The organism is Thalassospira sp. ABL2_045, assembly GCF_056161285.1.
Map to the genome: position 1 here is coordinate 233,813 of NZ_JBSWYV010000004.1, position 26,354 is coordinate 260,166.

Sequence of the window (26,354 nt, forward strand, 5' to 3'; positions counted from 1 at the left end):
TCAGGCGTCCCCTTCGCTTGCATCAGCGTCCTGCGGGGCTGCACCGCAGCCACAGAATGCCTTCAGAACCTTCGGACCATCGATCGGCTCACACCCTTTGCGGCCGCTTTGCGGGCCGGCTTTCGGCTTCTCGCCCTTTTTGAGGGCATCAAGAATAGCCTTGGTGCTGTCCGCAGTCAGGTCTTCGTAATAATCGTCGTTAATCTGCATCATCGGTGCGTTCACACACGCGCCAAGGCATTCAACTTCGATCATGGTGAACTGACCGTCTTCGGTGGTTTCGCCAACACCGATGCCGAGTTCCTTTTTGCAGGTATCGACAACGTCAGCAGAACCGCGAAGCCAGCACGGGGTCGTAGTGCAAACCTGGATGAAGTTCTTACCCACCGGGGCAAGGTTATACATCGTATAGAAGGTCGCGACCTCATAGACACGAATGGCCGGCATTTCGAGCATGTCGGCAATGTAATCCATTGCGACGGTCGGAACCCAGTTACCCTCGGTCTGACGCTGTGCCAGATCAAGCAACGGCATGACCGCGCTCTGCTGGCGGCCTTCCGGATACTTGGCGATGATCTTCTTTGCCTTTTCCTGATTTTCAGGGGTAAACGCAAAGCTGGTCGGTTGAAGCTCTTTCGGAGCTGGTCTTCTCAAATGGCTCATCGGTCAATCTCACCGAACACGATATCTAGCGACCCGATATTGGCAACGACGTCGGCCAACATGTGACCTTTGGACATAAAGTCGAGGCCTTGGAGGTGCGGGAACCCCGGGGCGCGGATTTTGCAGCGATACGGACGGTTCGAGCCATCCGAAACAAGATACACACCAAACTCGCCTTTCGGTGCCTCGACCGGAGCATAGCATTCGCCAGCCGGAACGTGGAAACCTTCGGTGAAGAGTTTGAAGTGGTGAATAAGGGCTTCCATCGAACGCTTCATCTGCGCGCGCGACGGCGGTGCCACTTTGTTGTTTTCAACAATCACAGGACCATCAGGCATGTTTTTAACGGCCTGCTTGATGATGCTGAGCGACTGCCACATTTCCTCGAAACGGACCAGGAAGCGATCATAGCAATCGCCATTCTTGCCGACAGGAATGTCGAAGTCGAAATCTTCGTACGAGTCATAAGGCTGCGATTTGCGCAGATCCCATGCCATGCCCGACGCACGAATGTTCGGACCGGTGAAGCCCCAATCAAGGGCCTCTTCCGCACTGACGACGCCGATATCAACCGTACGCTGTTTGAAGATACGGTTACCAACCAGGACACGGTCAAAGTCTTTCATGAAGGTTTCGAACTGTTCAGCCCAGTCCGAAATATCATCAAGAAGGCCAGCCGGCAGATCGGCAGCAACACCGCCCGGACGGAAATAGTTGGCGTGAAGGCGCGCACCACAGGCGCGCTCGTAAAACTCCATGAGCTTTTCACGTTCTTCGAACGCCCAAAGCAGCGGAGTCATCGCACCAACGTCCAGTGCAAAGGTCGTCAGGTTCAGCAGGTGGTTCAGGATACGACCGATTTCCGCATACAGAACCCGGATATATTGCGCACGCTTGGGCACTTCGACGCCCATCAGCTTTTCAATGGCCAGGCAATATGCATGTTCCTGGTTCATCGGTGCGACATAGTCGAGACGGTCGAAATACGGGGTTGCCTGAATATAGGTCTTATATTCGATCAGCTTTTCCGTACCACGGTGCAGAAGACCAATATGCGGGTCGGAACGTTCGACGACTTCGCCGTCCATTTCCAGAACCAAACGCAGAACGCCGTGCGCCGCAGGGTGCTGCGGGCCGAAGTTCATGGTCATGTTTTTGATTTTTTGTTCGGACATCAGGCGTTGCCCTCCGCCTTTTCATCACCCGGAAGAACATGCTGGATGCCTTCCCACGGGCTTTCGAAATCGAAATTACGGAAATCCTGAACCAGTTTGACCGGTTCGTAGACAACACGTTTCTGTTCATCGTCATACCGCACTTCGACATACCCGGTCAGCGGGAAGTCCTTGCGCAGCGGATGACCCTCGAAACCATAGTCGGTCAGGATACGGCGGGGATCCGGATGATCGGCGAAGAAGATACCGTACATGTCCCAGGTTTCGCGCTCGAACCAGTCGGCGGCGCTGAAAAGTGAGACAGCACTTGGTACCGGAGTGTCTTCGTCGGTACGGACCTTCACACGAATGCGCAGGTTATGCTTCAGAGACAGCAGGTGATAGACAACATCGAAACGCTCGGAACGTTCCGGGTAATCGGCACCACAAACATCAATCAGCTGCTTGAACAAACAGCCGGTATCATCCCGAAGGAAGGTCAGAACTTTAAGGATATCATCGCGCTTGGCGACGATGGTCAACTCGCCGTAACGAATCTCGCTTTCGAGGATTTCGTTGGCCAGCTGGGACGCCACCAGATCTTTCAGATCGTTCAAAGCAGCGCTGTTATCGCTGAGCAGTTCGCTCATGCAAGCCCCCTATTACGGATCAGCGTGTCAGGACACCGGTACGGCGGATTTTCTTTTGCAGCTGCATCACGCCGTAAATCAGCGCTTCGGCTGTCGGCGGGCACCCGGGAACGTATACGTCCACCGGCACAACGCGATCACAACCGCGAACCACCGAATAAGAATAGTGATAGTAACCGCCGCCATTGGCGCACGAACCCATCGAAATAACCCAGCGCGGCTCTGCCATCTGGTCATAGACCTTACGCAGTGCCGGGGCCATTTTGTTGGTCAGTGTACCAGCAACGATCATCACGTCCGACTGACGCGGGCTTGGGCGGAAGACCAGACCGTAACGGTCAAGGTCATAACGCGACGCAGCGGAATGCATCATCTCAACAGCACAGCAGGCCAGACCGAAAGTCATCGGCCACAGGGAACCGGTGCTTGCCCAGCTGGCAAGTTTATCGAGATTGGCAAGGACAAAGCCCTTGTCGTTCATCTCGTCAAACACGCCCTTAAGCAGTGCATCCTGATCCGAACCGGGTGCCAGGGGTGCGCCTGTATTGGTGCTCACTCCCATTCCAAAGCTCCCTTCTTCCATTCGTAGATAAAGCCGACCGTCAAAACAGCCAGGAAGATCACCATCGATACAAAGCCGAACGTCCCGATATCACCGAGGGTCACAGCCCACGGGAACAGGAAGGCGACTTCGAGGTCGAAAATAATGAACAAGATTGCGACCAGATAGAACCGGACGTCGAACTTGATGCGCGCGTCTTCGAACGGCGCAAACCCGCACTCATATGCGGACAGTTTCTCAACATCCGGTGCCTGCTTGGCAAGAACCAGCGACGCGATGACGATTACCGCCGAAAGACCGACGGCGATCCCGATGAACACCAGGATCGGAAGATATTCCGAAAGAAGCTCTTGCATCTCTCTGACCTCTCAAGAACAGGCCTTTTGACCCGACCAGGTCCCCACCTGGCCCATTACGGCGCACCATAACGTATGCACCGCACAAGTTCCAGCCCTCAAGCGCGTTTAAGACGCTCAAAGAACGGAAACTTTCTAAATCTTTCTACCGTTTACTATCGTCCGATATCGGGCTGGACGTCGAGATGATCAAGACCCAATCGTGCGAAGCAGCATTAGCAACACATGAAAAGGCGACCGCGGAAAAGACAATTCGCCCTACAAAAGACAACAGATGATGGGTCATGGCGCGAGCGACGAGACTTGAACTCGCGGCCTCCGGCGTGACAGGCCGGCGCTCTAACCAACTGAGCTACGCCCGCTAAATGACCATCAATCGGCGCGCCTTTGTTAGACCACCCCCCAAACCAAGTCAAGCAGCTAGCAACGTTTTCAACCCATTCGACAATTGCGTCTGCACACATCACCCCCTGTGGGGCAATTTGACCCGGATTTGTACGGCATTAATCAATTCTGTACGTTTAGGCCACTTTATTGCGATGGGGCTTTGCAATGGGGTGTCAGCTTTTATAGAATTGTTGACAAATAACCCCTATCTTACGGTGCGATAGAGGCAGGTTCGGGAGTCAGGTTCCACTTCCGACCAGAGTCATTATGACGGAGAAGACCACCCGTGGGGCGCGTTAAAGAAGAATACAGATCACTTGCCGGACCTGAAAAGGCAGCGATTCTCATGCTTGCTCTTGGGGAAGAGCACGCAACCAAGATGTTCAGCATGATGGATGACGAGGAAATCAAAGAGATTTCCCAAACCATGTCGAGCCTTGGCACGATCAATTCCAATATCGTTGAGCGCCTTTTTGTCGAGTTCGCCGATCAGTTGTCCTCGACCGGTTCGCTTGTCGGTTCGTTTGATACCACCGAACGCCTGCTGTCCAAGGTTCTGTCCGAAGACCGTGTCAACGGCATCATGGAAGAGATCCGCGGCCCTGCGGGCCGTACCATGTGGGACAAGCTTAATAACGTGAACGAAGCGGTTCTCGCCAACTATCTGAAAAACGAATATCCGCAGACCGTGGGCGTGGTTCTTTCCAAACTCAAGCCCGCACATTCTGCGTCTGTTTTGTCGCTTTTGCCGGAAAACTTCTCGATGGAAGTCATCATGCGTATGTTGCGCATGGAAGCCGTTCAGAAGGAAGTCCTTGATAACATTGAAAAGACCCTGCGTACCGAGTTCATGTCGAACCTTGCGCGCGGCTCGCGTGGCGACAACCACGAACTGATGGCAGATATCTTCAACAGCCTGGACCGCCAAAGTCAGGACCGATTCCTTACTGCGCTTGAAGAACGTAACCGTGACTCCGCTGAGAAGATCAAGGCCCTCATGTTCACCTTCGAAGACCTTGCCCGTCTCGACAACAACGGTGTTCAGACGCTGCTGCGTCAGGTCGAAAAAGACAAGCTTGCCCTGGCACTGAAAGGTTCGACCGATCAGATGCGCGACCTGTTCTTCAAGAACATGTCCGAACGTGCCGGCAAGATGATGAAGGAAGATATGGATGCGCTTGGCCCGGTCCGCCTGTCGGACGTCGAAGAGTCGCAAATGATGATCGTCCAGCTGGCCAAGGAACTGGCCGCACAGGGGCAGATCGTTATCTCCGAAGGCGGCTCCGAAGACGAAATGGTCTTCTAAACCCGCTGGAGACCCAACCGCGCAAACACCAAAGGGACAGCCGCTGCTGTCCCTTTTTTTGTTTTGGCACGCACCCTGGCAAACGATCAGCCCGAGTCACCGATGCGAGGCACCCTGCCCTAGCCCAGAATGACGTTTGGCGTCGGGTCGGTAATCGAATTGATTTCCCAGCGCAGGCGGTTCTGGCCGCTGACTTCACGGAACTCTGCCGCGTTGTGGCTCCGCACCCCGGCGGTCGTGCGGACCTCGATCTTGCCGGTCATCTGGTAGCCCAGGGCGGTCAGACGGTCCTGATACTGATCCGGGACAAAGCCGCCACGAATTTCTACGGTGTTTCGCTCTGAATGGAAGAACATTTCCAGTATGCGTGATTGGCGACGTACAAAGACGAAGCTTTTTTCACGCATGATGTTACCGCGCTTCTCATAGACGATGTTAAACACCCCGCGTCCACTATAGGTCAGCTGGCGAACCCCCGAATCGCGCGTGAGATCGGCCAGAACTGCGGCGACCTTTTCCTGCTCCGCCTCGGCATCCAGACTTTGATCAAGCAGCCCCTGGGTGATGTTTGGCTGAACCAGCAACCCACGATAGCTCAGGCGATAATCACCATTGCGCTGCATCGAGAGATCAATAGTGAAGGCCTCTGGCAGATAGCAACTGGCAAGCACCAGTGGCAGGCACAAAACCAGCAACAGACGCCTCAACCTCGCCCAGACCGGCGCCACACGCGCCTGTGACGCCACATCGCGCAACGCGCAAGCAGTTTGAGACAAAGGACGGGCCGGCGTGCTGTTCATCTTGAAAGGTTCCGATTCTTTTGACCGAGAGATCAACAGTGCCCGCATGCCGACCAAGCGTCAACTTTTACAGGCGGTTATGAACCGCTTCGCTGCTGGCAAATCGACAAAGCCAGCAGGCTCATTTTCAGAGGATATCGGAATGATTGATCCGGCTGACCCGGAAATGAAAAAAGGCAGCCTTTAGGGCTGCCTTCATCATGGTGGGTGATGAGAGATTCGAACTCCCGACCCTCTCGGTGTAAACGAGATGCTCTAACCAGCTGAGCTAATCACCCTTTTGCAAACCGCACTGTTCTGCGGAAGCGGGGCGGAACTTACCATGGTTTTCCCAAAAAGCAATGCCCACTTTGCATAAAAATGTAACTTCTATTTCAGGGCGGATTATCGTGGGTGAATGGTCAACCAAAACCCGCTATTCGCACCTGATGTTACGCCATTTTCAGCGTTCAATTGCCCTTTGGCACATGCATTTGAAATGCCGTGGCAAGACGGGATGATTCGGCACGGGCTGAAAACAAAAAAGGCAGCCTTTAGGGCTGCCTTTATCATGGTGGGTGATGAGAGATTCGAACTCCCGACCCTCTCGGTGTAAACGAGATGCTCTAACCAGCTGAGCTAATCACCCTTGCTTTGGGAGTCACGGCTCCGAAGCGGAGCGGAACATAGCATGGTTTTCCCAAAAAGCAATGCCGGTGACACAGGTCACCGGCATTTATTTCAAAGAACTTCGTCAAACTTAGTTGACGGCGTCCTTAAGGCCTTTACCAGCCTTGAACTTCGGCTGTTTCGATGCCGGAATGTCGATTTCTTCACCGGTGCGCGGGTTGCGACCTTTTGAAGCAGCGCGAGCAGCGACAGCGAAGGTACCGAAACCAACCAGACGAACTTCGTCGCCGGATTTCAGAGAATCGGTGATGGAATCGAAAACAGCGTCAACCGCTTTTGCAGCGTCAGCTTTGGACAGATCAGCTTTAGCAGCTACACTTCCAACGAGATCGTTTTTATTCACTTCCTGGCCCCCTTGTTTGGACGTTCGGAGTTATGAGGAAATTTGGTTTGCCCCAAACCTGTTGCACGGGCAGTGTAAGCAGGTCGCAAACATCTCGTCAATGCGAGAGACGCAGTTTTCTGCGGTTTTTGACGTTTTTTTCGATTTTTTGCGCTTTACACCATTGCCGACATGTTCCTGCACCGATTCTTGGACAAAGTTATCCACAGAAAAAGGGGAACGACATGGTCGTTCCCCTTATTTTCTGCCGGTTATAACGGACTTTAGTGAGTCGTCACACCGCCGATATCCGATTCTTCGCCGTCCTTGGATTTGACAGCAACATCATCAACCTCTTCTTCCCACTCGATCGGGACAAGCGGATTGGCCAATGCGTGGCTGAGAACCTCGTCAACGTGGGAGACCGGAATGATCTCCATACCGCGTTTGACATTATCAGGAATGTCTTCGAGATCCTTCTCGTTCTCCTGCGGGATCAGTACGGTTTTCACCCCGCCGCGCAGTGCTGCGAGAAGCTTTTCTTTCAAACCGCCAATCGCAAGCACACGGCCACGCAGAGTAACTTCACCCGTCATCGCGACGTCTTTGCGCACCGGGTTTCCGGTCAGAACCGACACAACCGAGGTCACCATACCGACACCGGCCGACGGGCCGTCTTTCGGGGTGGCACCTTCTGGTACGTGAACGTGAATATCACGCTTCTGGAACAGGGTCGGCTTGATCCCGAAATCAACCGCACGCGAACGAACAAACGATGTCGCCGCCTGAATGGATTCCGTCATGACTTCACCGAGTTTACCGGTGGTTTTCATGTTGCCCTTACCCGGCACAGTGACAGCTTCGATCTGAAGCAGATCGCCACCAAACTCGGTATAGGCAAGACCGGTAACCACACCGACCTGATCTTCACCCTCGGTCTCGCCATAGCGGAACTTGCGAATGCCGGCATATTTGCCAAGGGTGCGCGGGGTCACACGAACCGTTTTCAGGTTTTCAAGCATGATACGCTTGGTTGCCTTACGGGCCAGTTTGGCCAGTTCACGTTCGAGGCTACGCACACCGGCTTCGCGGGTGTAATAGCGGATCAGATCCCGAAGCGCGTCATCCGAAATGCTCCATTCCCCTTTCTTCAGGCCGTTATCCTTGACCTGCTTGGGAATGAGGTGACGTTTGGCGATCTCGACTTTCTCGTCTTCGGTGTAACCGGAAATCCGGATGACCTCCATACGGTCCAGCAGCGGCTGCTGCATGCGAAGCGAGTTGGCCGTGGTCACGAACATCACATCCGAAAGATCGTAATCGACTTCGAGATAGTGGTCGTTAAAGGTCGAGTTCTGTTCTGGATCCAATACCTCGAGCAGGGCCGAGGCCGGATCACCGCGGAAGTCCGAACCCATCTTTTCGATCTCGTCGAGAAGGAACAGCGGGTTGGAATACTTCGCCTTTTTCATGCCCTGGACAATCTTGCCCGGCATGGACCCGATATAGGTCCGGCGGTGACCGCGGATTTCAGATTCATCACGCACCCCACCAAGCGACATACGCACAAAGCTGCGTCCGGTCGCATTGGCCATCGATTTACCCAGCGAGGTCTTACCAACACCGGGAGGACCCACCAGGCAAAGGATCGGACCTTTGACCTTTTTGGTACGCGCCTGAACCGCAAGATATTCAAGGATGCGTTCCTTGACCTTTTCCAGACCGTAATGCTCTTTGTCCAGAACCTTCTTGGCCTTTTTCAGGTCATGGGAAACACGCGAACGCTTGTTCCACGGAATGGACACCATCCAGTCAAGATAGTTGCGCACCACGGTGGCTTCTGCCGACATCGGGCTCATATTGCGCAGTTTCTTGAGTTCTGCCTGTGCCTTTTCCTTGGCTTCCTTGGGCATTTTGGCCTTGTTCAGCTTCTCTTCGAGTTCAGAAGCTTCATCCTTGCCATCTTCGCCCTCGCCCAGTTCCTTCTGAATGGCTTTGAGCTGCTCATTCAGATAGTACTCGCGCTGGGTTTTCTCCATCTGGCGTTTAACGCGGTTGCGGATTTTCTTTTCAACCTGCAACACGCCAATTTCGGATTCCATGAAGCCGAAAATACGTTCCAGACGGTCACCGACAAGCTTGGTTTCCAGAAGCTCCTGCTTTTCGGAAATCTTGAGCGACAGGTGGGAGGCCACCGTGTCGGCAAGCTTGGCCGGTTCTTCGATCTGATTGACCGAGACCAGAACTTCAGGCGGAATTTTCTTGTTGAGTTTGATGTACTGTTCAAACTGGGTGACGACAGAACGGGCCAGCGCTTCGAGTTCGCTGTCATCCTCGTCACTGTCTTCACGCACAGCGCCATAGGCCTGGAAGAATTCCGGGTTATCAACGTAGCCGGTAATGTCGGCCCGTTTTCCGCCTTCAACCAATACCTTGACGGTTCCGTCCGGCAGCTTGAGAAGCTGCAAGACAGTTGCGACAGTACCAATTTCATAGAGATCTTCGACAGCCGGGTCATCAAGACCGGCGTCTTTCTGGGTAACAAGCAGGATCTGCTTGTCTTCGCGCATCACATCTTCGAGCGCACGCACCGATTTTTCACGTCCCACAAACAGCGGAACAATCATGTGCGGGAACACGACAATGTCACGCAACGGCAGCACCGGGTATATTTCGCCACGCGCCAATTCGACCATTATGTTCTATTCCCTACTCTGAGCCGTAACGTTTCTGGGGTCCTGTCATAGGCCCCGCCAGCAACGCGAACATGTTTTAGATATTCGTTAGATAAGCTGAATTTCCCGCACCGCAATAGTTGCCGGTGCGGGAATTAGGTTCAGGCCGTGTTTTCAACACCTTCGCGGCGTTCAGCATGGATCAGCAACGGTTTTGCCTTTCCTTGAACGACGTCGGCATTGATCACGATTTCCTCGACACTTTCCATGGTCGGCAGATCGAACATGGTTTCAAGCAGGATGCCTTCCATGATCGAGCGCAGACCACGTGCACCGGTCTTGCGTTCGATCGCCTTGTCGGCAATCGCCTTGAGCGCGTCCGGCTGGAAGGTGAGTTTGACATCTTCCATATCGAACAGGCGCTGATACTGCTTGATCAGTGCGTTTTTCGGCTCGGTCAGAATCTGAACCAGAGCATCATTGTCGAGGTCTTCAAGCGTTGCCAGAACCGGCAGACGACCAATGAATTCCGGAATAAGACCGAATTTCAGAAGATCTTCCGGCTCCACATCACGCAGGACATCACCGGTGCGACGGTCATCAGCACTCCGCACATCGGCACCAAAGCCGATTGCGCTGCCTTTGCCGCGCTGGGAAATCACCTTGTCCAGGCCAGCGAACGCGCCGCCAACGATGAACAGGATGTTGGTGGTGTCGACCTGCAGGAATTCCTGCTGCGGATGTTTCCGGCCGCCCTGCGGCGGGACGGAAGCAACAGTGCCTTCCATGATCTTGAGCAATGCCTGCTGCACGCCCTCGCCCGAGACATCGCGCGTGATCGACGGGTTGTCGGATTTACGCGAGATCTTGTCGACCTCGTCAATATAGACGATGCCGCGCTGGGCGCGCTCGACATTGTAGTCAGCGGCCTGCAGCAGCTTCAGAATGATGTTTTCGACATCTTCACCCACGTAACCGGCTTCGGTCAGGGTGGTGGCATCTGCCATGGTGAATGGTACATCAAGAATGCGGGCCAGGGTCTGGGCCAGAAGCGTTTTACCGCAACCGGTCGGACCGACCAGCATGATGTTTGATTTCGCCAGCTCGATGTCTTCATTCTTGCTGGAATGGTGCAGGCGCTTGTAATGGTTGTGAACCGCTACCGAGAGAACTTTCTTCGCATGGCCCTGACCGATGACATAGTCATCAAGGACCTTGCAAATCTCTTGCGGAGAAGGCACCCCGTCTGCCGATTTGACGAGATGTGTTTTGTGCTCTTCGCGGATGATGTCCATGCAAAGCTCTACGCATTCATCACAGATGAACACGGTTGGACCGGCGATGAGCTTGCGAACCTCGTGCTGACTCTTTCCGCAGAAAGAACAGTACAGAGTATTCTTGGAGTCCCCGCTATTCGATTTGCTCATACAAACCCCAATTACGTTTGACGTTATCTTTTATCGCCATGTTAGCCGGTAAACGATACCGATCTCAACGTTTAATCTGCGTTTTTCGGCTTTATGGCGTCTCGTTTGATATGGGTTCGCCACCTTAGTTGCGAAACCCCCTGCTTTAATCACCCAAACGTTCGGATGGGCTGCAAGTTCCAAACAAACACGCCAAAGCCAGCGCATATACTTGTCTATGACTTAAAAGTGCCATGAAGCAAGACATAAAAAAACGCCCCGGCGTATCACCGGGGCGTTTTCACCAATCACAGCTAAGTGATCAGTCTTTCTTTTCATCACTTTCCGACTTCGGACGCGATGTCACGACCTCATCGATCAAACCAAATTCCTTGGCCTGATCCGGTGTCAGGAAGTTATCGCGCTCCATTGCGTCTTCGACGGTCTTGAGATCACGGCCGGTATGTTCGACATAGATCTCGTTAAGACGCTGACGCAGAGCCAGAATTTCACGGGCGTGAATTTCGATGTCCGATGCCTGACCCTGGAAGCCGCCTGACGGCTGGTGGATCATGACACGTGCATTGGGCAGGCAGTAACGCTTGCCTTTTGCACCGGCCATCAGAAGCAGCGAGCCCATGGATGCCGCCTGCCCCATGCACACCGTTGAGACATCACAACGGATGTACTGCATGGTGTCATAGATGGCGAGACCCGAGGTCACAACACCGCCCGGTGAGTTGATGTAAAGCGAAATATCCTTGTCCGGATTTTCCGATTCGAGGTGCAGAAGCTGCGCACAGATCAACGACGACATGCCATCATGGACCTGACCGTTGATGAAAACGATGCGCTCCTTGAGCAGCCGCGAAAAGATGTCATAGGCACGCTCGCCACGGCTGGTCTGTTCGACGACCATCGGCACAAGCGAATTCATCTGTTCTTCAATCATCAACTGCAATCTCCCTGCATGATCCTAAACCGTTTCCGGTCGGATTACTTGTCCTCGGATTTGTCAGCAGCTTTTTTAGCGGCCGGCTTTTTGGCTGCAGTTTTCTTGGCCGGGGCTTTTTTAGCCGGAGCCTTTTTCTCTGCTGCTTTTTTCGCCGGTGCCTTTTTGGCAGCCGATTTCTTCTTCGGAGCTTCTTCTTCCTCTTCCGGCTTCAGAAGTTCTTCGACCGAGACGGTCTTTTCTTCAACCTTCGCGAGTTCGATGATGTAATCAACGACCTTGTCTTCATATACAGGGCCCTGAAGCGCCTGCAAGGCCTGCGGGTTATTTTTATAGAATTCAATAACCTGCTGTTCCTGACCCGGATATTTCTGGGCTTCGGCAACGAGGACCTTGTTGACGTCTTCCTGAGTGACCTGGATGTCGTTCTCACGGCCGACTTCTGCCAGAAGCAGACCCAGAAGAACGCGGCGTTCTGCGATTTCGCGGAACTCGGTGGTCAGCTCTTCTTCGGACTTGCCTTTGGTTTCTTCGTCTTCCTGACCAGCTTCACGGGCCTGTTTGATCTGGCCGATGATGCCTTCCAGTTCGTTGTCTACCAGCGATGCCGGCAGTTCGAAGCTGTGGTTTTCAGCCAGGGCGTCGAGAAGCTGACGCTTCATTTTCTGACGGGAGACCGATTCGTATTCGCGACCAAAGTCATTGCGGATCGCGTCTTTAAGGGCATCAAGGCTGTCCTGACCGAGTTTCTTGGCCAGTTCGTCATCCAGCTCAGCCGGTTTCTTTTCCTTGATTTCCTTGACCGTGACGTCGAACTCGGCGTCTTTGCCGGCCAGTTCTGCTGCACCATATTCGTCCGGGAATTTCACTTTGACGACGATCTCGTCACCAGCGTTCACACCGGTCAGCTGATCTTCGAAACCTTCGATGAAGGAACCGGAACCAAGTTCGAGTTCGTAATCTTCGGCTTTGCCGCCTTCGAATGCTTCACCGTCGATTTTGCCCAGGAAGTCGATGACAACAACGTCACCAGCTTTGGACTTGCGCTTACGCTTGAGCGGCTCGGCTCTGCCCTGTGCGCTTGCGATGCGCTCGAGGGTTTCGTTCACCTTGCTGTCGTCAAGTTCAACAACTTCACGGGTCAGCTTCAGCTTTTTGAAGTCCATCGCTTCGATGGCCGGAATGATTTCGACAGCGATGTCGAATTCCAGATCACCACCTTCGTCGAATTTGGTGACTTCGATTTTCGGCTGAACAGCCGGACGCAGGTCATTGTCGTTCAGAACCTTGCCGGTGTTTTCGTTCACAGCGGCTTCAAGGACTTCACCCATGACGGCCTGGCCATAACGCTGACGCAGGAGTTTCGCCGGGATTTTACCCGGACGGAAGCCCGGCAGGCGAACCTGATCCTTGATTTCGTCAAGCTTGGCGACGACTTTTTCTTCGATGTGTGCGGCGGGCACGACGACTTTGAACTCGCGCGCCAGGCCTTCGTTTTTGGTTTCAGTAACCTGCATAGATAACTCTTTTGCTTGGTTCGAATAATGTCCGTTACGCGACGCAGTCCGGACGTCAGAAAGTCAATATGACTAAACGAATATGGTCTCGATCAAATTTTCAGCTGCTTATGGTACGGGTGAAGGGACTCGAACCCCCACGGATTGCTCCACTGGAACCTAAATCCAGCGCGTCTACCAGTTCCGCCACACCCGCACACAAGCATAGTAATCACTCCGGTCACACCGGAATGAGTGCGCCTTAATACAAACTTCGATCCGCTCATGCAAGCATCGCCTTTTCGACAATCGCAATCTTGTCGAAAATAACCGTCAAACCGGGCCCGAATTGAGGGTAATCAAGCGATTTCCGATATTGAATGGCTCAACGCAGAAGCCGTTTTACCGCACTGGAAACCGCAATCTTGCCCTGCCCGACATAACTTTCGTGGTTTTTTTCGATGGTGGAGAGGTCATAAAGATAGTTCACCATCATCCCGAACGACTGGTTCCAGCCATTTTCCTTGCCATTGCCGTTCCAGTTCAGGCGCTCAACCCGTGCACCGTTACTCAGATGAAAATGCGCCACCGGATCAAAGGCCGCCTCCATCCCCGGCCGCTTGGCATTCAACAAGTACCAGGCGGTCAGATATTCGATATTGGTCTTTGTGCGCTCTGACACGCCATCGGGGCTGATGGCCGGCGGCTTGGGGCCCATCAGATCATCACAGTCATTAAGCGCGGCCTCAATCGCCTTGGGCAGGCCAGTTTCATGGCCCTTGGCCATTGTATCAAGCTGGCGGTCCATCCAGCTGCGCAGGGCCGGGATTGGCGACAAGGTCGAGAATTGCTTGAGTTGTGGCAGATCACGTTGCAATTCGGCGACAACGCGCTTGATCAGGAAATCGCCAAAACTGATCCCGGCCAGCCCCGCCTGCGCGTTCGAGATTGAATAGAAGATCGCCGTATCGGCCTTGGGCCCGTTATCGCCGCCATCCGAAATGTCATCCCGGCTTTGGATCAGGACATCGACATTGCCGGCAATGCCGTTCACCAGCGCGACCTCGACAAAAATAAGCGGCTCGTCAGGCATGCCGGGATGGAAAAAGGCGAAGCAGCGCCGGTCGGATGCCAGACGGCGTTTCAAATCATCCCAGCTTTGAATGGCATGAACGGCTTCATAAGCGATCAGCTTTTCCAGAAGGGCCGCCGGGGAATTCCATGTGATGCGGCTCAGTTCCAGAAAGCCGATATCAAACCAGCTTGCCAGCAATGTCTTGAGGTCTCGTTCGAGAATGGCAAGTCCGGGGGCCTCTTTGCGCCACCGCAAAAGATCGGCTCGCAGATCAACCAGAAACTTCACACCTTGCGGTAAGGAATTGAATTCCTTGAGGATTGGTCGAAATGGCGGCACCAGGGCCGCACGCAATTCGGTTTCAAGCAATGCCTGTTCCGCCAGATCATCGGCCGCCGTCCAGTCGGACATCACCGCTGCCACCCGGTCGCGATCCACTCCGAATTCATTGACCAGAAGGTGCAAGAATTCGCGTTTGCCGGCATCATCAAGACGCAGGAAATCATGACCAAGGGTGGCCGCCCGGGCACGCGCCGAAACCGCCCCACCGCGCCCTGCCAGACAATCGGCGATCTGTTCGCGCCAGCGATCCTGACGGCTTTGGCTTTCATCAAAGCCAAGACCGCGCACCACCGGGCTATCGCGTAACTCGCGCCATGCGCCGCGCAGATTACCAAGCGTTCTGTCGAGAAATGTCTGAGACATGCCTGTCTCCCACTCCGATATCAGAAGAAATTCAAACCGTTTCCTCAGTGCATGATGCCCATATCATCACGCCATATCGTTTTTATATCGGGTCATTATACATCAAGTGCCAGCGTGGACAGAGACTTCTTGTCCAATTCGCCTCAGCCCATTTTGCGGGACGCCAGCCAAAGTTCACGCAACACCCCGGGAAGATGTTCGGGGATATCCTCGGCAATCAGGCCGGGGCCGATATCCGCCCCGCTTCTGGCATGCAGCCAAACACCCATGCAGGCCGCATCAAAGCTGTCCATGCCTTGTGCCATTAACCCGCCAATAATCCCGGCCAGAACATCGCCCGAACCGGCCGTTGCCAGCCACGGCACATCCACCGCACTGATCGCAGCCCGCCCATCGGGGGCGGCGATCACGGTATCGGCCCCCTTGATCAGAACGGTCGCCCCGCAGCGCTTGGCAGCAGCGCGCGCCCGACACAGCTTGTCCCTGGTGATATCGGGGAACAGCCGGGCAAACTCGCCTTCATGCGGGGTGAGCACGGTCGGGCCTTGCACGGCAAAGCACAAGGTAGACGGATCTTCGGCAAAACTTGTGAGCGCATCGGCATCAAGAACTGTCGCACGGCAAAGATGAAGCAATTTCAGGACTAGCGCACGGGTATCGTCCCCCACACCGAAGCCAGGCCCAATGACAAAGGCATTATGGCGGCAATCATTGACCAATGTATCCACCGCCGACATCGGGGCTGTCATGTTGCCCGGCGCGTCCGATGCATAAACCGGAAGAGCCCCCGCCTCTGCAACAATCGTCAGCAGCCCGACACCCGATCGTCTTGCAGCACGGGCGACAAGCCGGGTCGCGCCGGTCATAGCACTGCCGCCAAAGGCCAGAAGATGGCCGCGATGGTATTTGTGACCTTCAAGGCCCGGCCAATGGATTCCGGCCCGCCAGAGCACCGGATCGTTGCGCCAACAGGCCGGGGCAATATCAAGCACCGTCTGATCGGTAATGCCGATATCGCGCACCGCAAGTTCACCGCACATGAGACGACCGGGCAAAAGATAATGCCCCGGCTTTGCCCGACAAAACGTCACAGTCAGGTCGGCCTTGACGCCAACGCCCAGAACCATGCCGGTATTGCCATCAACCCCGGACGGCACATCGACCGAGACGACACTGCACGGGCTTGAATTGATTGTCGTGACCAGTTCGGCCAGTTCACCAGAAATCGCGCGGGCCAGTCCGGCACCGAAGATGCAATCGACCACCAGATCGGCACCCACCACTAGCGCAGGTGACAAACGTTCGGTCGCCCCGTCCCAGCGGGCGGCATGCAGAGCCGCATCACCCTTGAGATCAGCAACATCGCCCATCAGACCCAGGCGCACTGACCAGCCCTCGTCACGCAGCAGCTTGGCAATCGCAAAGCCATCACCGCCATTATTGCCGGGGCCACACAAAACAGAGACAGCGCGCGGCGACCAGTGGCGTATGATTTCCTCAAACACGGCACGTCCGGCATTTTGCATCAGCACGTCGCCGGGAACGCCGCCTTCGATTGTGCGGCGGTCGGCCTCATACATCTGATCGGTTGTGAGAATTTCAAACATTTCACCCCGTCATGCCTGTCGCGATCCCATCCTGTCGGCTAGCATTTAAAACAGGTCCAGTCGACTGTAGCCAATTAAATTTCACCCCACTATATTGCAGCCAAATTCGCAAGTCTGATAGTTGGCAGAAAGGCTGACACACAGATACGCCGCCCAAAAATTTTCGCAGCAAGGCTTTGCCCGCATGCATGTTGTCGTCATGGGCGCCGGGGTCATCGGGACAACGGCGGCCTGGTATCTTTTGCAAAATGGCCATCAGGTAACGGTGGTTGATCGCCAGCATGCCAGTGCGCAGGAAACAAGCTTTGCCAATGGCGGTCAGATTTCCGCCTGTCACGCGACGCCGTGGGCAAATGCCAACACCCCGAAACAGATTTTAAGCTGGCTTGGGCGCGAAGAAGCACCGCTTCTGGTACGGATGCGCTTTGACCCACAGCTGTTTGCATGGGGATTACGCTTCTTGCGCAACTGCACGGATGCGAGGGCCAGGATCAATCTGGAAAAGGCACTTCGGGTTGCGGTCTATAGCCGTGATTGCCTGCGGGCGCTGCGCGATGAACTTGATATCAATTACGATCACAGCACGCGTGGGATCCTGCATATCTGCCGCAATGAGCAGGACATGTTTGCGGTCGAAAAGGCCACCGCCCAGATGCAGGAATATGGCCTGAACCGGCGGCTTGTCACGCCTGAGGAATGCCGCGCCATTGAACCGGCCTTGCGTGATGCCACCGCCCCGATCATTGGTGGCAGCTTTACCCCCGATGATGAAAGCGGTGATGCGCAAAAGTTCACCGAAGCTCTCACACAGCATTGCATCGATAAAGGCGCATCATTTCAGTTCAACACCAACATCACCGGCTTGATCCACGATCAGAGCAAGATCACAGCAGTGCAAACCGATCGGGGTGAAATCAAGGCAGATGCCTTTCTGGTCTGTCTTGGCAGCTATAGCCCTCTTGTGCTTCGCCCGCTTGGTCTCAAACTGCCGATTTACCCGTGCAAGGGCTATTCGATCAGCATTGATACAACAGGCCATTCCGGCGCCCCCGAAACAGCCTTGATCGATGACAGCATAAAGATGGTGTATTCGCGCCTTGGCTCACAGCTTCGGGTTGCAGGTACGGCGGAACTAGATGGCTATGACCTGCGGATGTCGGAGCGGCGGAAACAACTGATTGTTGATAAAGCGCTGGAATTATTCCCGAATTCCGGTAGCCGCGCCAACATCCGCTTCTGGGCGGGTTTAAGGCCTGTCACCCCTGATTCTGCCCCTATTCTTGGGGGGACAAAGTATGATAATCTATACGTTAATACGGGGCATGGGACGTTGGGTTGGACAATGAGTTGCGGATCAGCAAAAGCAGTCGCCGATCTCATCAGCAACAAAAATCCTGACATCTCTCTGACGGGGCTTGGTATCGACCGCTTTTAGCGGCGACCAGATTATCATGGGATCACGGGCTGACATGACCAGCAACACTCCAATTGGTTCAACCAATGTGCCATTGGCCGATCAGGTTGTCCTGAACGCCCTGCCCTATGCGGCTGTCATTTGTGATCGCAGCGGTATTGTCCTGCAGTGTAACGAAGCCATCGCACGCATGATCGGCGTTTCGCGCGACCGCATGATTGGTCGCAAGGCCGGGTTTATTTCCAAAGGCCTGATGGACGATATCGAAGATGTGTTTTCGTCTGGCCGGACCTGGCGCGGGGATATCATTCTGGTCGGGGCGTCCAAGGAAAATCATGTCTGCGATCTGTCGATCGCCCCGCTTGAATATTTCCAGAACAATGAAACGCGCACCGCGGTTCTGATGACGCTTCTTGAAAATGATCGTCAGCAGCAGGCGGAACGCTCCCTGATGGAGCAAAACCGCAATCAGTCGGACGCCAACGCGTCGAAATCCGACTTTATCGCCAATATGGGCCATGAACTGCGCACGCCGCTGAATGCGATTATCGGCAACTCCGAACTGATTGCCCATGGCGTGCTTGGCGATCTGCCCGATGGCTATCGCGATTGCGGTCGTGACGTTTATGAAGCGGGCAAGCATCTGCTTGAACTGGTCAATAACGTGCTTGATGTTTCCAAGCTTTCCGCCGGGTCGATGACCTTGCAGCTTGAAGAAGCCGATCTGGGCTCCGTGATGCGAGATGCAGCCCGGCTTGTCGGCGATGACCTTTCACGGCGCGGACATGATCTGCAATTTGATCTGCCAGATGCGCCGATCCTGATGCAGTGTGACAAGCTGAAGCTCAAACAGATCCTGATCAATATCCTCAGCAATGCGGCAAAGTTCACGCCCGAGCATGGCAAAATCCGTCTTGGTCTGACGGCAACGGACGAAGACGTGAGCTTTGCGATCGAGGATAATGGTGTCGGCATGAGCCCGAATGACATTCCGCGTGCACTTGCCCGGTTCTCCCAGTTACATCCGTCTGGGGTTAAGGAAAGTGTCGGCACGGGTCTTGGCCTGCCACTGGCAAAGCTTCTGGTCGAGCTACATGGCGGACGGCTTAGCATCGAAAGTGCGGTGAGCAAGGGCACAACGGTGCGCATTACCCTGCCGCGCAAGTAACCAGCAAACTCACGCCACAATTTAAAAGACCCGCCGCGGTATTTCCGGGCGGGTCTTTTGCTTTATCTGGTGGTTGATCCGGACCTTATTGCGCGGCGGATTGGTTTATCTGATCGTGGCGTTCGACGACTTCGCGGGACCAGCGGCTTTTGATGTATGACAGGCTGGCAATGATTTCCTCGTCGCTCAGCACGCCCTCATAACCCTGCATGGCGGATTTATAGTCGCCCCCGGCCATCGCCGCGGGCCCATATTTGGTCAGCGCAAACAGAACCTCGTCGGGGTGATGCCACGTATGGCCGGTTTCATCATGGGGAGGTGCCGGAAGCATCCCGTCTGCCCCGCGTTCGCGCCAGTTGGGCTCACCTTGAAGCTTTGCGCCATGACAGGACGCACAATTGGCGTCATAGACCTTCTTGCCAAGGGCAACCAGTTTCAGGTCATCTGGGCGGAGTTCGACATTCGGATCGCCCCCATTGGCGCGCAAGAAAAAGCTGACGCCGCCCACGATGATGGCTACACCAATGAGCGCAGCCAGCGCCATAATGCCTTTATTGTTCAATTTTCTCTCTCATAGTCATTCGGGAGCCGCACCGTATTAGCGCGCAAGATCATTGATGATCGGGCAGTTCGGGCGATCGTCGCCATGACAGGACTGCACAAGATCCGACAAGGTATCGCGCAGGCTTTGCAGCTCGGCAATCTTGCGTTCGATCTCGTCGAGATGGGTTTTGGCGATTTTCTTTACATCGGCAGACGCCCGGTTGCGGTCCTCGTAAAGGGACAGCAAAACACGGCAATCCTCGACCGAGAACCCAAGCCCACGCGCGCGTTGCAGGAAACGCAGCTTGTGCAGGTCATCCTCGTCATAATCGCGATAGCCATTGGCAAGACGGCCCGGCGAGACCAGCCCGATATCCTCGTAATAGCGGATGGTTTTCGCCGGAAGGCCGCATTCGGTCGCTGCGTCGGAAATATTCATGGCTTATCCCCGTCCCTTTGCGTTCCAGCGCCGAAGTGTCAGCGAGTTCCCCACCACCGAAACGGAACTAAGCGCCATCGCCGCCCCGGCAATTGCCGGGCTGAGCACACCAAGGGCTGCCAGCGGCACCCCGACCACGTTATAGGCAAAGGCCCAAAACAGGTTCTGGGCGATCTTGCGCCGGGTGGCGATGGAAATATCAATCGCTGCCGATACCAATGCCGGATCAGACCGCATCAGGGTAATGCCCGCCGTTTCCATGGCAACATCGGTTCCACCGCCCATGGCAATGCCGACATCGGCTGCGGCCAGTGCGGGGGCATCATTGATACCATCACCGACCATGGCGACATGACGGCCTTCCTTGCGGAGTTTCTCGACCTCGGCGGCCTTGTCCTGCGGGCGAATGCGACCTTCACCCCGTTCAAGCCCCAGTTCACGCGCCACATGGCTTGCGACATCCTGACTGTCACCTGAGAGCATGATCGACGCGAAGCCACGTGCCTTGAGGTCTGCAATCGCCTGCTTGGCGTTTTCGCGAATGCGATCTTCAAGGGTCATGTAACCGGCAAAGGCATCATCGACCGCAATCAGGATGACGGTTCGCCCCTCACCCTCGTGGGTCTTGATCGCTTGTGCGGCGTCCCCCGTTGGCAGATCGATGCCCTGATCGGTCAGAAGGGCTTCGCTGCCAATCGCGACCTTGCGGCCATCGACCTCGGCCATGACGCCGGCCCCGGTTTTACCTTTGAAGTTACTGATGTCTGGCAGGGTTTGGCCTTCGTCACGGGCGAGCGAGACAATCGCGCGGGCCAGCGGATGTTCACTGGCCGCCTGAACTGCAGCTGTCAGGCGCAGAAGTTCATCGCGATCAATACCATTCGCGGCCTCGACATCGCGCACCGTAGGGGTGCCTTCGGTCAGCGTACCGGTCTTGTCAAAAATGACGGTATCGACGTTATGGGCCTGCTCAAGCGCCTCGAAGTTGCGGATCAGAATACCGTTGCGCGCCGCACTGCCCGTGCCGGCAACAAGGGCGGTTGGCGTTGCAAGGCCAAGCGCACAGGGACATGCGATCACCAGAACCGATACCGCTGCAACGATGGAGGCTTCTGCACCGAAGCCCGTAAACAACCAGGCCGCCAAGGTCACCAATGCGATGCCAACGACGACCGGGACAAACACCGCAGAAACCCGGTCCACCAGCTTTTGGACCGGGGCCTTGCCGGTCTGGGCCTGTTCGACCAGACGAATGATGCGCGAAAGCGTTGTGTCATCGCCAACTGCACGCACTTCGATATCAAGGCGGCCGGTGCCATTGACCGCGCCGCCAACAACAGCGTCGCCCGGCATCCGGGCAATCGGGCGGGTTTCACCGGTGATCAGGCTTTCGTCCAGCTCACTGTCACCCGCACGCACCGTGCCATCCACGGGCAGGCGTTCGCCCGGCAAGACACGGACGATATCACCGACCGTTAAGCTTTCGACAGCAACATCCTGTTCGCCTTCACCGTCAACCAGCTTACGCGCACGGCGCGGACGCAGCGCCATCAATTCACGGATGGCGGCCGACGCACCGCGTTTGGCACGTTCTTCCATGATCTTGCCAGCAAGGATCAGGGTCACAATCGCAGCCGAGGCCTCGAAATACAGGTGAGCCTGACCGGCATTGGCCATAATCATTTTATAGACGGAAAGGAAATAGGCGGCCGACGTCCCAAGGGCGACCAGCACATCCATATTGGCACTGCGATGACGAAGGGCTGCAAACGCACCCTTATAGAACCGCGCCCCGATACAGAACTGCACCGGTGTCGCCAAAACCAGCTCAACCCATGCCGGCAGGTGATAATTCACACCAAGGTTCATCCAGACCATCTGCAAGACCAGCGGTGCGGTCAGGGCAGCTGAAACGGCCAACAGGATCAGGGATTTGTCGACTTTCTTATTGGCCCCGGTATCAGCACCCTCTGAATCTCCCACCTCGGACGCCGGTCCATTGCGTGATGTTGCATGATACCCGGCATCCTCGATGGCCCTGATCACGCGGGCGTCGTTGACACTTTCAGACAGCGCCGAAACATCTGCGCGCTCAAGCGCGAAATTGACACTGGCCGTTGAAACACCCGGCAAGGCCGCCAGGGCCTTTTCCACCCGAAGCGCACAGTTGGCACATGACATGCCATCAACATCAAAGGACAGCTGATTTTCGACAACGCTGTAACCGGCATCATTGACGGCCTTTGCAAGGCTCGCCGCGTCGGTCTTGGTGCGATCAAAATGGACATTGGCCGAATTCAGGGCGAAGTTCACCGATGCCTCGGACACGCCATCGACAGCGGCCAACGCCTTTTCCACGCGGCCCGCACAGTTCGCGCAGGTCATGCCTTCGATCTGGAAGCTGACATCGTCATCATTTGCGGCCGCGGTTCCGGCGGAAGTGCCACCAGCGCCACCAGTTGGGGCATCGATTTGGTCGGTCCGGCTATCCATTTCACGTTACCTCAATACAGGAGTCTTTTTAAGATATGGGCGAACATAGAGCTTCCAGCAACTGGAAGGTCAAGCCGAAAAGACTCAGCGATGGAAAACCTTTGAAACCCGCCGACCGGGCAACAAAAAAGCCCCGGAACCGGTCCGGGGCTTTTGATAGATCAAATATCTGCAATCAGCCGTGCGGGGTGGGTTCACCGGCAGCACGGAACTGGATGTAGTTCGGCAGGCCCATCATATCGATCAGGCGGATCTGCTGTTCGATCCAGTAAGCGTGATCTTCCTCGCTGTCATCAAGCAGTCCGACCAGCATCTGGCGGGTCTGGAAATCGTCTTCTGCCTCGGCAATCTTGATCGCCTTTTTCAGAAGATTTATGACATGGTATTCGTGTTCGAGATCGTTTTTCATCATCTCGGGCACGGTTTTGCCGATCTTGATCGGTTCGCGCGAGGCAGTGTCGGGCACACCTTCAAGGAACAGGATACGCTCGATCAGACGCTTTGCGTGTTCGAGCTCCTCGTCCTTTTCGTGGTGCATGCGCTCATACAGCGAATGCAGGCCCCAATCAGCATACATTTCAGCATGCGTGTTGTACTGATCCGCCGCCGACAGTTCAGCAGTGAGCTGTTTGTTCAGCGCGGCGATGACCTTTTTACTACCCTTCATGGTGTAATACTCCTGATCTGATTAATCGCCGTCGCCTGAACGGCTCTGGATAAAGTTTGCAATCCCGACATTTTCGAGCTGCCATTCTTCGGTCTCAAGCCAATCGACATGCTCTTCCTGATCTTCAAGGAATTTCACAAGCAGGTCGCGGGTCACGAAGTCTTCGGCCTTTTCGCAGGCGGTGATGGCTTCGCGCAGCAGCGGCAGAGACGCCAGTTCAAATTTCATGTCACAACTGATGATCTCTTCGACGTTTTCGCCGATCATCAGTTTGTTGAGGTTCTGGAGGTTGGGAAGACCTTCGAGGAACAGAATGCGCTCAATCGTGTCGTCGGCGCGTTTCATTTCCTTGATCGAGAGCTTGTACTCATACTCGCCCATTTCTTCCACGCCCCAGTCCCGCAGCATTCTGGCGTGCAGGAAATACTGGTTAATCGCAGTCAACTGGTTGGTCAGAATGCGATTAAGGTATGTGATGATCTTGGGATCACCTTTCATCATGGCTCTCCTGATGTTTGGGCTACGCAGATAGTGGGAATCCCCCTTCTGCGTTTCAAGGGAAAAACGCGCCTTTGATTACCATTATCAATAATTTAGCCGATTTTTCTGAAATTTACCTCGCATCCTGAACGACTAAAAATCATTCGCACGGATTTGCCTGAGAATGAAAATCGGTTCGCCAAAATTGACCGCCGCAAAGATCTTTTGCCCGCGTGTTTTCGTACGACTCGTAACTGCCGTGCAATCGATTGAAGCAAAACATGAAGTCCCGCTTTCAAACCATTCGTTTCGTCCTTGGGGATCAACTGACCCCCGGGCTTTCCAGCCTTAAAGATGTCGACCCCAAGCGTGATCTGATCGTCACGGCCGAGCCGCGTGACGAGGCAACCTACGTTCCCCATCACCGCCAAAAGATCGTCCTGATCCTGTCGGCCATGCGCCATTTTGCGCAGGAACTACGCGATCAGGGCTTTGAGGTCGCGTATTTCGATTATCAGGACCGTCCGGTAACGTCTTTTACCGAGGCGCTCAAAGCAGCGATTGACGCGCATGACATCCAGCATGCCGTCATCACCCAGCCCGGTGAGTGGCGGGTAAGGCACGAAGTCGAAAGCTGGTCCGAGAAGCTTGGTGTTTCGGTTGATATCCGCCCCGATGACCGGTTCTTTGCCCCAATTCAAGCGTTTGAGGATTTTGCCAAGGGCCGCAAGGAATTGCGGATGGAGTATTTCTATCGCGGTTTGCGGCGCGAAACCGGCATTCTGATGGAGCCCGATGGCAAGCCGGTTGGTGGGCAATGGAACTTTGATCACGACAACCGCAAACGCCTGCCCGATGATGTCACCCCACCTGCCCCCAAGACCTTTGCGCCGGACAAAATCACAAAAGCTTTGCTGGATCGCGCCATGGATGATTTCCCCGATGCCCTTGGCGGTGTTGGATCCTTTGGCTGGCCGGTGACGCGCAAGGATGCCTTGATCGCGCTTGATCAGTTCATCACGCACCGCCTGCCCTGCTTTGGCGATTATCAGGATGCGATGACGGTCAGAAGTGCCACGCTGTATCATTCCCTGATCAGCCCATGCATCAATATCGGGCTTCTGTTGCCCGACGAAGTCTGCCGCGCGGCCGAGAAGGCCTATTATGACGGTAAGGCACCTTTGAATGCCGTCGAAGGGTTTATTCGCCAAATCCTTGGTTGGCGGGAATATGTTCGGGGGCTTTATTGGTATCTTGGCCCGGATTACGGCAAGGGCAATCATTTCAAGGCAAGACGCCCCCTGCCGGAGTTTTTCTGGGACGGGAATGTGCCGATGAACTGCCTGAAACAGGCGATTGGTGAAACGCTTGAAAATGCCTATGCCCATCACATCCAACGTCTGATGGTGATTGGCAATTTCGCGTTGCTGGCCGGGCTTGACCCACAAGAAGTCTGCGAATGGTATCTGGCGGTCTATGCCGATGCGTTTGAATGGGTCGAGCTGCCCAACACCTTTGGTATGGCGCTTTATGCCGATGGCGGCAAGATGGCGTCAAAACCCTATGCGGCGAGTGGCAAATATATCGACCGGATGTCGGATTATTGTCAGGGATGCCAATATAACCCGCGCAAGAATACCGGAGCAGATTCCTGCCCGTTTAACGCGCTTTACTGGCACTTCATGGATCGCAATACCGATAAGCTTGGCAACAACCCGCGCCTTGGCATGCCCTATCGCAACTGGGCGCGGATGAAAGACGATAAAAAGCGCGAACTGATTGATCAGGCCGACGCGTTTTTAAGCAAGCTTGACGCAGGCAAGCTTGATACCGGCCCGGCCCAGGATGAGCTGTTTTAGAGCCCGAAAACACAAAAAGCCGGACTGGGTCCGGCTTTAGCATTGGCAATCCTGAATTAACGGTTGCCTATATGGTGCGAGCGTTATGCAATCGCGTCACGGGCTGCTTTACGTGCAACGTCTTTGATCTGCCACGTGGAAATCCCGACATCATCGAGATCGCGCTTATCAAGACCGTAAAGTTCATTCGCAACCGAGCGTGCATAGGCCCAACGGCGAACAGCAACAAGAATACTGGACAGGAACATGTTGAACCTCCTTGGGTTACAATTTCGAATGCTGCCTTGGAGGTCGTCTCCAACTGTCTGGCGCATTCACTGACTTGCTTCGCGTTGCAATATGTCGAAATTGCATTTGATCCTCAACCACCAAAACATGCATATCATCTGTGCCATTTATTCACAGATATACAGATATCGGCTGACCATACCCGACAATTGGTGGCTGATGGTGGGGTTAAGTCTGATGTTTTAAGTTGAATTGTGCCTCTGCGCGAACAGTGCAGT

General features: G+C 54.8%; 24 protein-coding genes and 4 tRNA genes. 5 read left to right on the plus strand and 23 right to left on the minus strand.

What is annotated here, in order from left to right; all coding sequences use genetic code 11:
- From nuoE to ACXAIA_RS08760, 6 genes are all read right to left on the minus strand, one after another.
- Window positions 1-663 carry an NADH-quinone oxidoreductase subunit NuoE gene (nuoE, locus tag ACXAIA_RS08735; protein ID WP_475348986.1) on the minus strand — a complete coding sequence of 221 codons (663 nt, stop codon included), beginning with the start codon at window positions 661-663 and terminating at the stop codon, window positions 1-3.
- A complete protein-coding gene (locus ACXAIA_RS08740) occupies window positions 660-1,838 on the minus strand; it encodes an NADH-quinone oxidoreductase subunit D (protein WP_475348987.1) in 1,179 nt (392 codons plus the stop codon). Before ACXAIA_RS08740 ends, nuoE begins: the two co-directional genes overlap by 4 nt.
- The gene (locus ACXAIA_RS08745; RefSeq protein WP_475345824.1) at window positions 1,838-2,467 is read right to left on the minus strand and encodes an NADH-quinone oxidoreductase subunit C; all 630 of its coding nucleotides are present in this window, start codon (window positions 2,465-2,467) and stop codon (window positions 1,838-1,840) included. Before ACXAIA_RS08745 ends, ACXAIA_RS08740 begins: the two co-directional genes overlap by 1 nt.
- A gap of 19 nt (window positions 2,468-2,486) precedes the next feature.
- Complete coding sequence (locus ACXAIA_RS08750; protein WP_044826791.1) at window positions 2,487-3,029, minus strand: NuoB/complex I 20 kDa subunit family protein; 543 nt, start codon at window positions 3,027-3,029, stop codon at window positions 2,487-2,489.
- Window positions 3,020-3,385 carry an NADH-quinone oxidoreductase subunit A gene (locus tag ACXAIA_RS08755; RefSeq protein WP_008891231.1) on the minus strand — a complete coding sequence of 122 codons (366 nt, stop codon included), beginning with the start codon at window positions 3,383-3,385 and terminating at the stop codon, window positions 3,020-3,022. The genes ACXAIA_RS08750 and ACXAIA_RS08755 overlap by 10 nt, the downstream gene beginning before the upstream one ends.
- A 285-nt stretch (window positions 3,386-3,670) precedes the next feature.
- Window positions 3,671-3,747: transfer RNA gene (locus ACXAIA_RS08760), tRNA-Asp, on the minus strand.
- A gap of 311 nt (window positions 3,748-4,058) precedes the next feature.
- Between ACXAIA_RS08760 and fliG the strand changes: the two genes are divergently transcribed.
- Window positions 4,059-5,078 carry a flagellar motor switch protein FliG gene (gene fliG, locus ACXAIA_RS08765; protein ID WP_475345823.1) on the plus strand — a complete coding sequence of 340 codons (1,020 nt, stop codon included), beginning with the start codon at window positions 4,059-4,061 and terminating at the stop codon, window positions 5,076-5,078.
- Window positions 5,079-5,197: 119 nt separating this feature from the next.
- On the opposite strand, the gene ACXAIA_RS08770 is transcribed toward fliG, so the two are convergent.
- Window positions 5,198-5,878, minus strand: coding sequence for a hypothetical protein (locus tag ACXAIA_RS08770; RefSeq protein ID WP_475348988.1), 681 nt, complete (start codon window positions 5,876-5,878; stop codon window positions 5,198-5,200).
- On the opposite strand from ACXAIA_RS08770, the gene ACXAIA_RS08775 reads away from it, so the two are divergent.
- Window positions 5,868-6,065: a hypothetical protein gene (locus ACXAIA_RS08775; protein WP_475348989.1), complete on the plus strand. Its 198-nt coding sequence runs from the start codon at window positions 5,868-5,870 to the stop codon at window positions 6,063-6,065. The genes ACXAIA_RS08770 and ACXAIA_RS08775 overlap by 11 nt on opposite strands.
- 14 nt (window positions 6,066-6,079) lie before the next feature.
- On the opposite strand, the gene ACXAIA_RS08780 is transcribed toward ACXAIA_RS08775, so the two are convergent.
- The 10 genes from ACXAIA_RS08780 to ACXAIA_RS08825 form a co-directional block, all read right to left on the minus strand.
- A tRNA-Val gene (locus ACXAIA_RS08780) sits at window positions 6,080-6,156 on the minus strand.
- 273 nt (window positions 6,157-6,429) lie between these two features.
- A tRNA-Val gene (locus tag ACXAIA_RS08785) sits at window positions 6,430-6,506 on the minus strand.
- Between the two features lie 111 nt (window positions 6,507-6,617).
- The gene (locus ACXAIA_RS08790) at window positions 6,618-6,890 is read right to left on the minus strand and encodes an HU family DNA-binding protein (RefSeq protein ID WP_008891813.1); all 273 of its coding nucleotides are present in this window, start codon (window positions 6,888-6,890) and stop codon (window positions 6,618-6,620) included.
- A 263-nt stretch (window positions 6,891-7,153) separates the two neighbouring features.
- A complete protein-coding gene (gene lon, locus ACXAIA_RS08795) occupies window positions 7,154-9,565 on the minus strand; it encodes an endopeptidase La (RefSeq protein WP_475348990.1) in 2,412 nt (803 codons plus the stop codon).
- Between the two features lie 140 nt (window positions 9,566-9,705).
- On the minus strand, window positions 9,706-10,971 hold the full coding sequence (clpX, locus tag ACXAIA_RS08800; protein WP_475345819.1) for an ATP-dependent Clp protease ATP-binding subunit ClpX: 1,266 nt from the start codon (window positions 10,969-10,971) through the stop codon (window positions 9,706-9,708).
- Between the two features lie 301 nt (window positions 10,972-11,272).
- Window positions 11,273-11,902, minus strand: coding sequence for an ATP-dependent Clp endopeptidase proteolytic subunit ClpP (gene clpP / locus ACXAIA_RS08805; RefSeq protein ID WP_167717870.1), 630 nt, complete (start codon window positions 11,900-11,902; stop codon window positions 11,273-11,275).
- Between the two features lie 44 nt (window positions 11,903-11,946).
- Window positions 11,947-13,419, minus strand: a complete 1,473-nt coding sequence (gene tig, locus ACXAIA_RS08810) for a trigger factor (RefSeq protein ID WP_475348991.1) — start codon at window positions 13,417-13,419, stop codon at window positions 11,947-11,949.
- Window positions 13,420-13,530: 111 nt separating this feature from the next.
- Window positions 13,531-13,615 (minus strand) — tRNA-Leu (locus ACXAIA_RS08815).
- 168 nt (window positions 13,616-13,783) lie between these two features.
- Window positions 13,784-15,178: a malonyl-CoA decarboxylase gene (locus tag ACXAIA_RS08820; RefSeq protein ID WP_475348992.1), complete on the minus strand. Its 1,395-nt coding sequence runs from the start codon at window positions 15,176-15,178 to the stop codon at window positions 13,784-13,786.
- 143 nt (window positions 15,179-15,321) lie between these two features.
- A complete protein-coding gene (locus ACXAIA_RS08825) occupies window positions 15,322-16,785 on the minus strand; it encodes an NAD(P)H-hydrate dehydratase (RefSeq protein ID WP_475348993.1) in 1,464 nt (487 codons plus the stop codon).
- Window positions 16,786-16,906: 121 nt separating this feature from the next.
- Between ACXAIA_RS08825 and ACXAIA_RS08830 the strand changes: the two genes are divergently transcribed.
- Together ACXAIA_RS08830 and ACXAIA_RS08835 are read left to right on the plus strand one after the other, a co-directional pair.
- Window positions 16,907-18,220, plus strand: coding sequence for a D-amino acid dehydrogenase (locus tag ACXAIA_RS08830; protein ID WP_475348994.1), 1,314 nt, complete (start codon window positions 16,907-16,909; stop codon window positions 18,218-18,220).
- A 34-nt stretch (window positions 18,221-18,254) separates the two neighbouring features.
- Window positions 18,255-19,367, plus strand: coding sequence for a sensor histidine kinase (locus tag ACXAIA_RS08835; RefSeq protein ID WP_475348995.1), 1,113 nt, complete (start codon window positions 18,255-18,257; stop codon window positions 19,365-19,367).
- Between the two features lie 85 nt (window positions 19,368-19,452).
- Here the strand turns inward: ACXAIA_RS08835 and ACXAIA_RS08840 are convergent, their stop codons facing one another.
- From ACXAIA_RS08840 to bfr (ACXAIA_RS08860), 5 genes are all read right to left on the minus strand, one after another.
- Window positions 19,453-19,929, minus strand: a complete 477-nt coding sequence (locus tag ACXAIA_RS08840) for a c-type cytochrome (RefSeq protein WP_475345813.1) — start codon at window positions 19,927-19,929, stop codon at window positions 19,453-19,455.
- Between the two features lie 36 nt (window positions 19,930-19,965).
- Window positions 19,966-20,349: a Cu(I)-responsive transcriptional regulator gene (cueR, locus tag ACXAIA_RS08845; RefSeq protein ID WP_475345812.1), complete on the minus strand. Its 384-nt coding sequence runs from the start codon at window positions 20,347-20,349 to the stop codon at window positions 19,966-19,968.
- Window positions 20,350-20,352: 3 nt separating this feature from the next.
- Window positions 20,353-22,842: a heavy metal translocating P-type ATPase gene (locus ACXAIA_RS08850; RefSeq protein ID WP_475348996.1), complete on the minus strand. Its 2,490-nt coding sequence runs from the start codon at window positions 22,840-22,842 to the stop codon at window positions 20,353-20,355.
- 175 nt (window positions 22,843-23,017) lie between these two features.
- Entirely contained in the window at window positions 23,018-23,509 is a 492-nt protein-coding gene (bfr, locus tag ACXAIA_RS08855; protein ID WP_044826803.1) for a bacterioferritin, read from the minus strand.
- Window positions 23,510-23,530: 21 nt separating this feature from the next.
- Window positions 23,531-24,007 carry a bacterioferritin gene (bfr, locus tag ACXAIA_RS08860; RefSeq protein WP_044826901.1) on the minus strand — a complete coding sequence of 159 codons (477 nt, stop codon included), beginning with the start codon at window positions 24,005-24,007 and terminating at the stop codon, window positions 23,531-23,533.
- Window positions 24,008-24,270: 263 nt separating this feature from the next.
- Between bfr (ACXAIA_RS08860) and ACXAIA_RS08865 the strand changes: the two genes are divergently transcribed.
- A complete protein-coding gene (locus ACXAIA_RS08865; protein WP_475348997.1) occupies window positions 24,271-25,848 on the plus strand; it encodes a cryptochrome/photolyase family protein in 1,578 nt (525 codons plus the stop codon).
- An 83-nt stretch (window positions 25,849-25,931) separates the two neighbouring features.
- Here ACXAIA_RS08865 and ACXAIA_RS08870 read toward each other — a convergent pair whose 3' ends face one another.
- Window positions 25,932-26,096 (minus strand): DUF1127 domain-containing protein, encoded by a 165-nt coding sequence (locus ACXAIA_RS08870; RefSeq protein WP_230233676.1) that lies wholly within the window; start codon window positions 26,094-26,096, stop codon window positions 25,932-25,934.
- Window positions 26,097-26,354 lie beyond the last annotated feature (258 nt).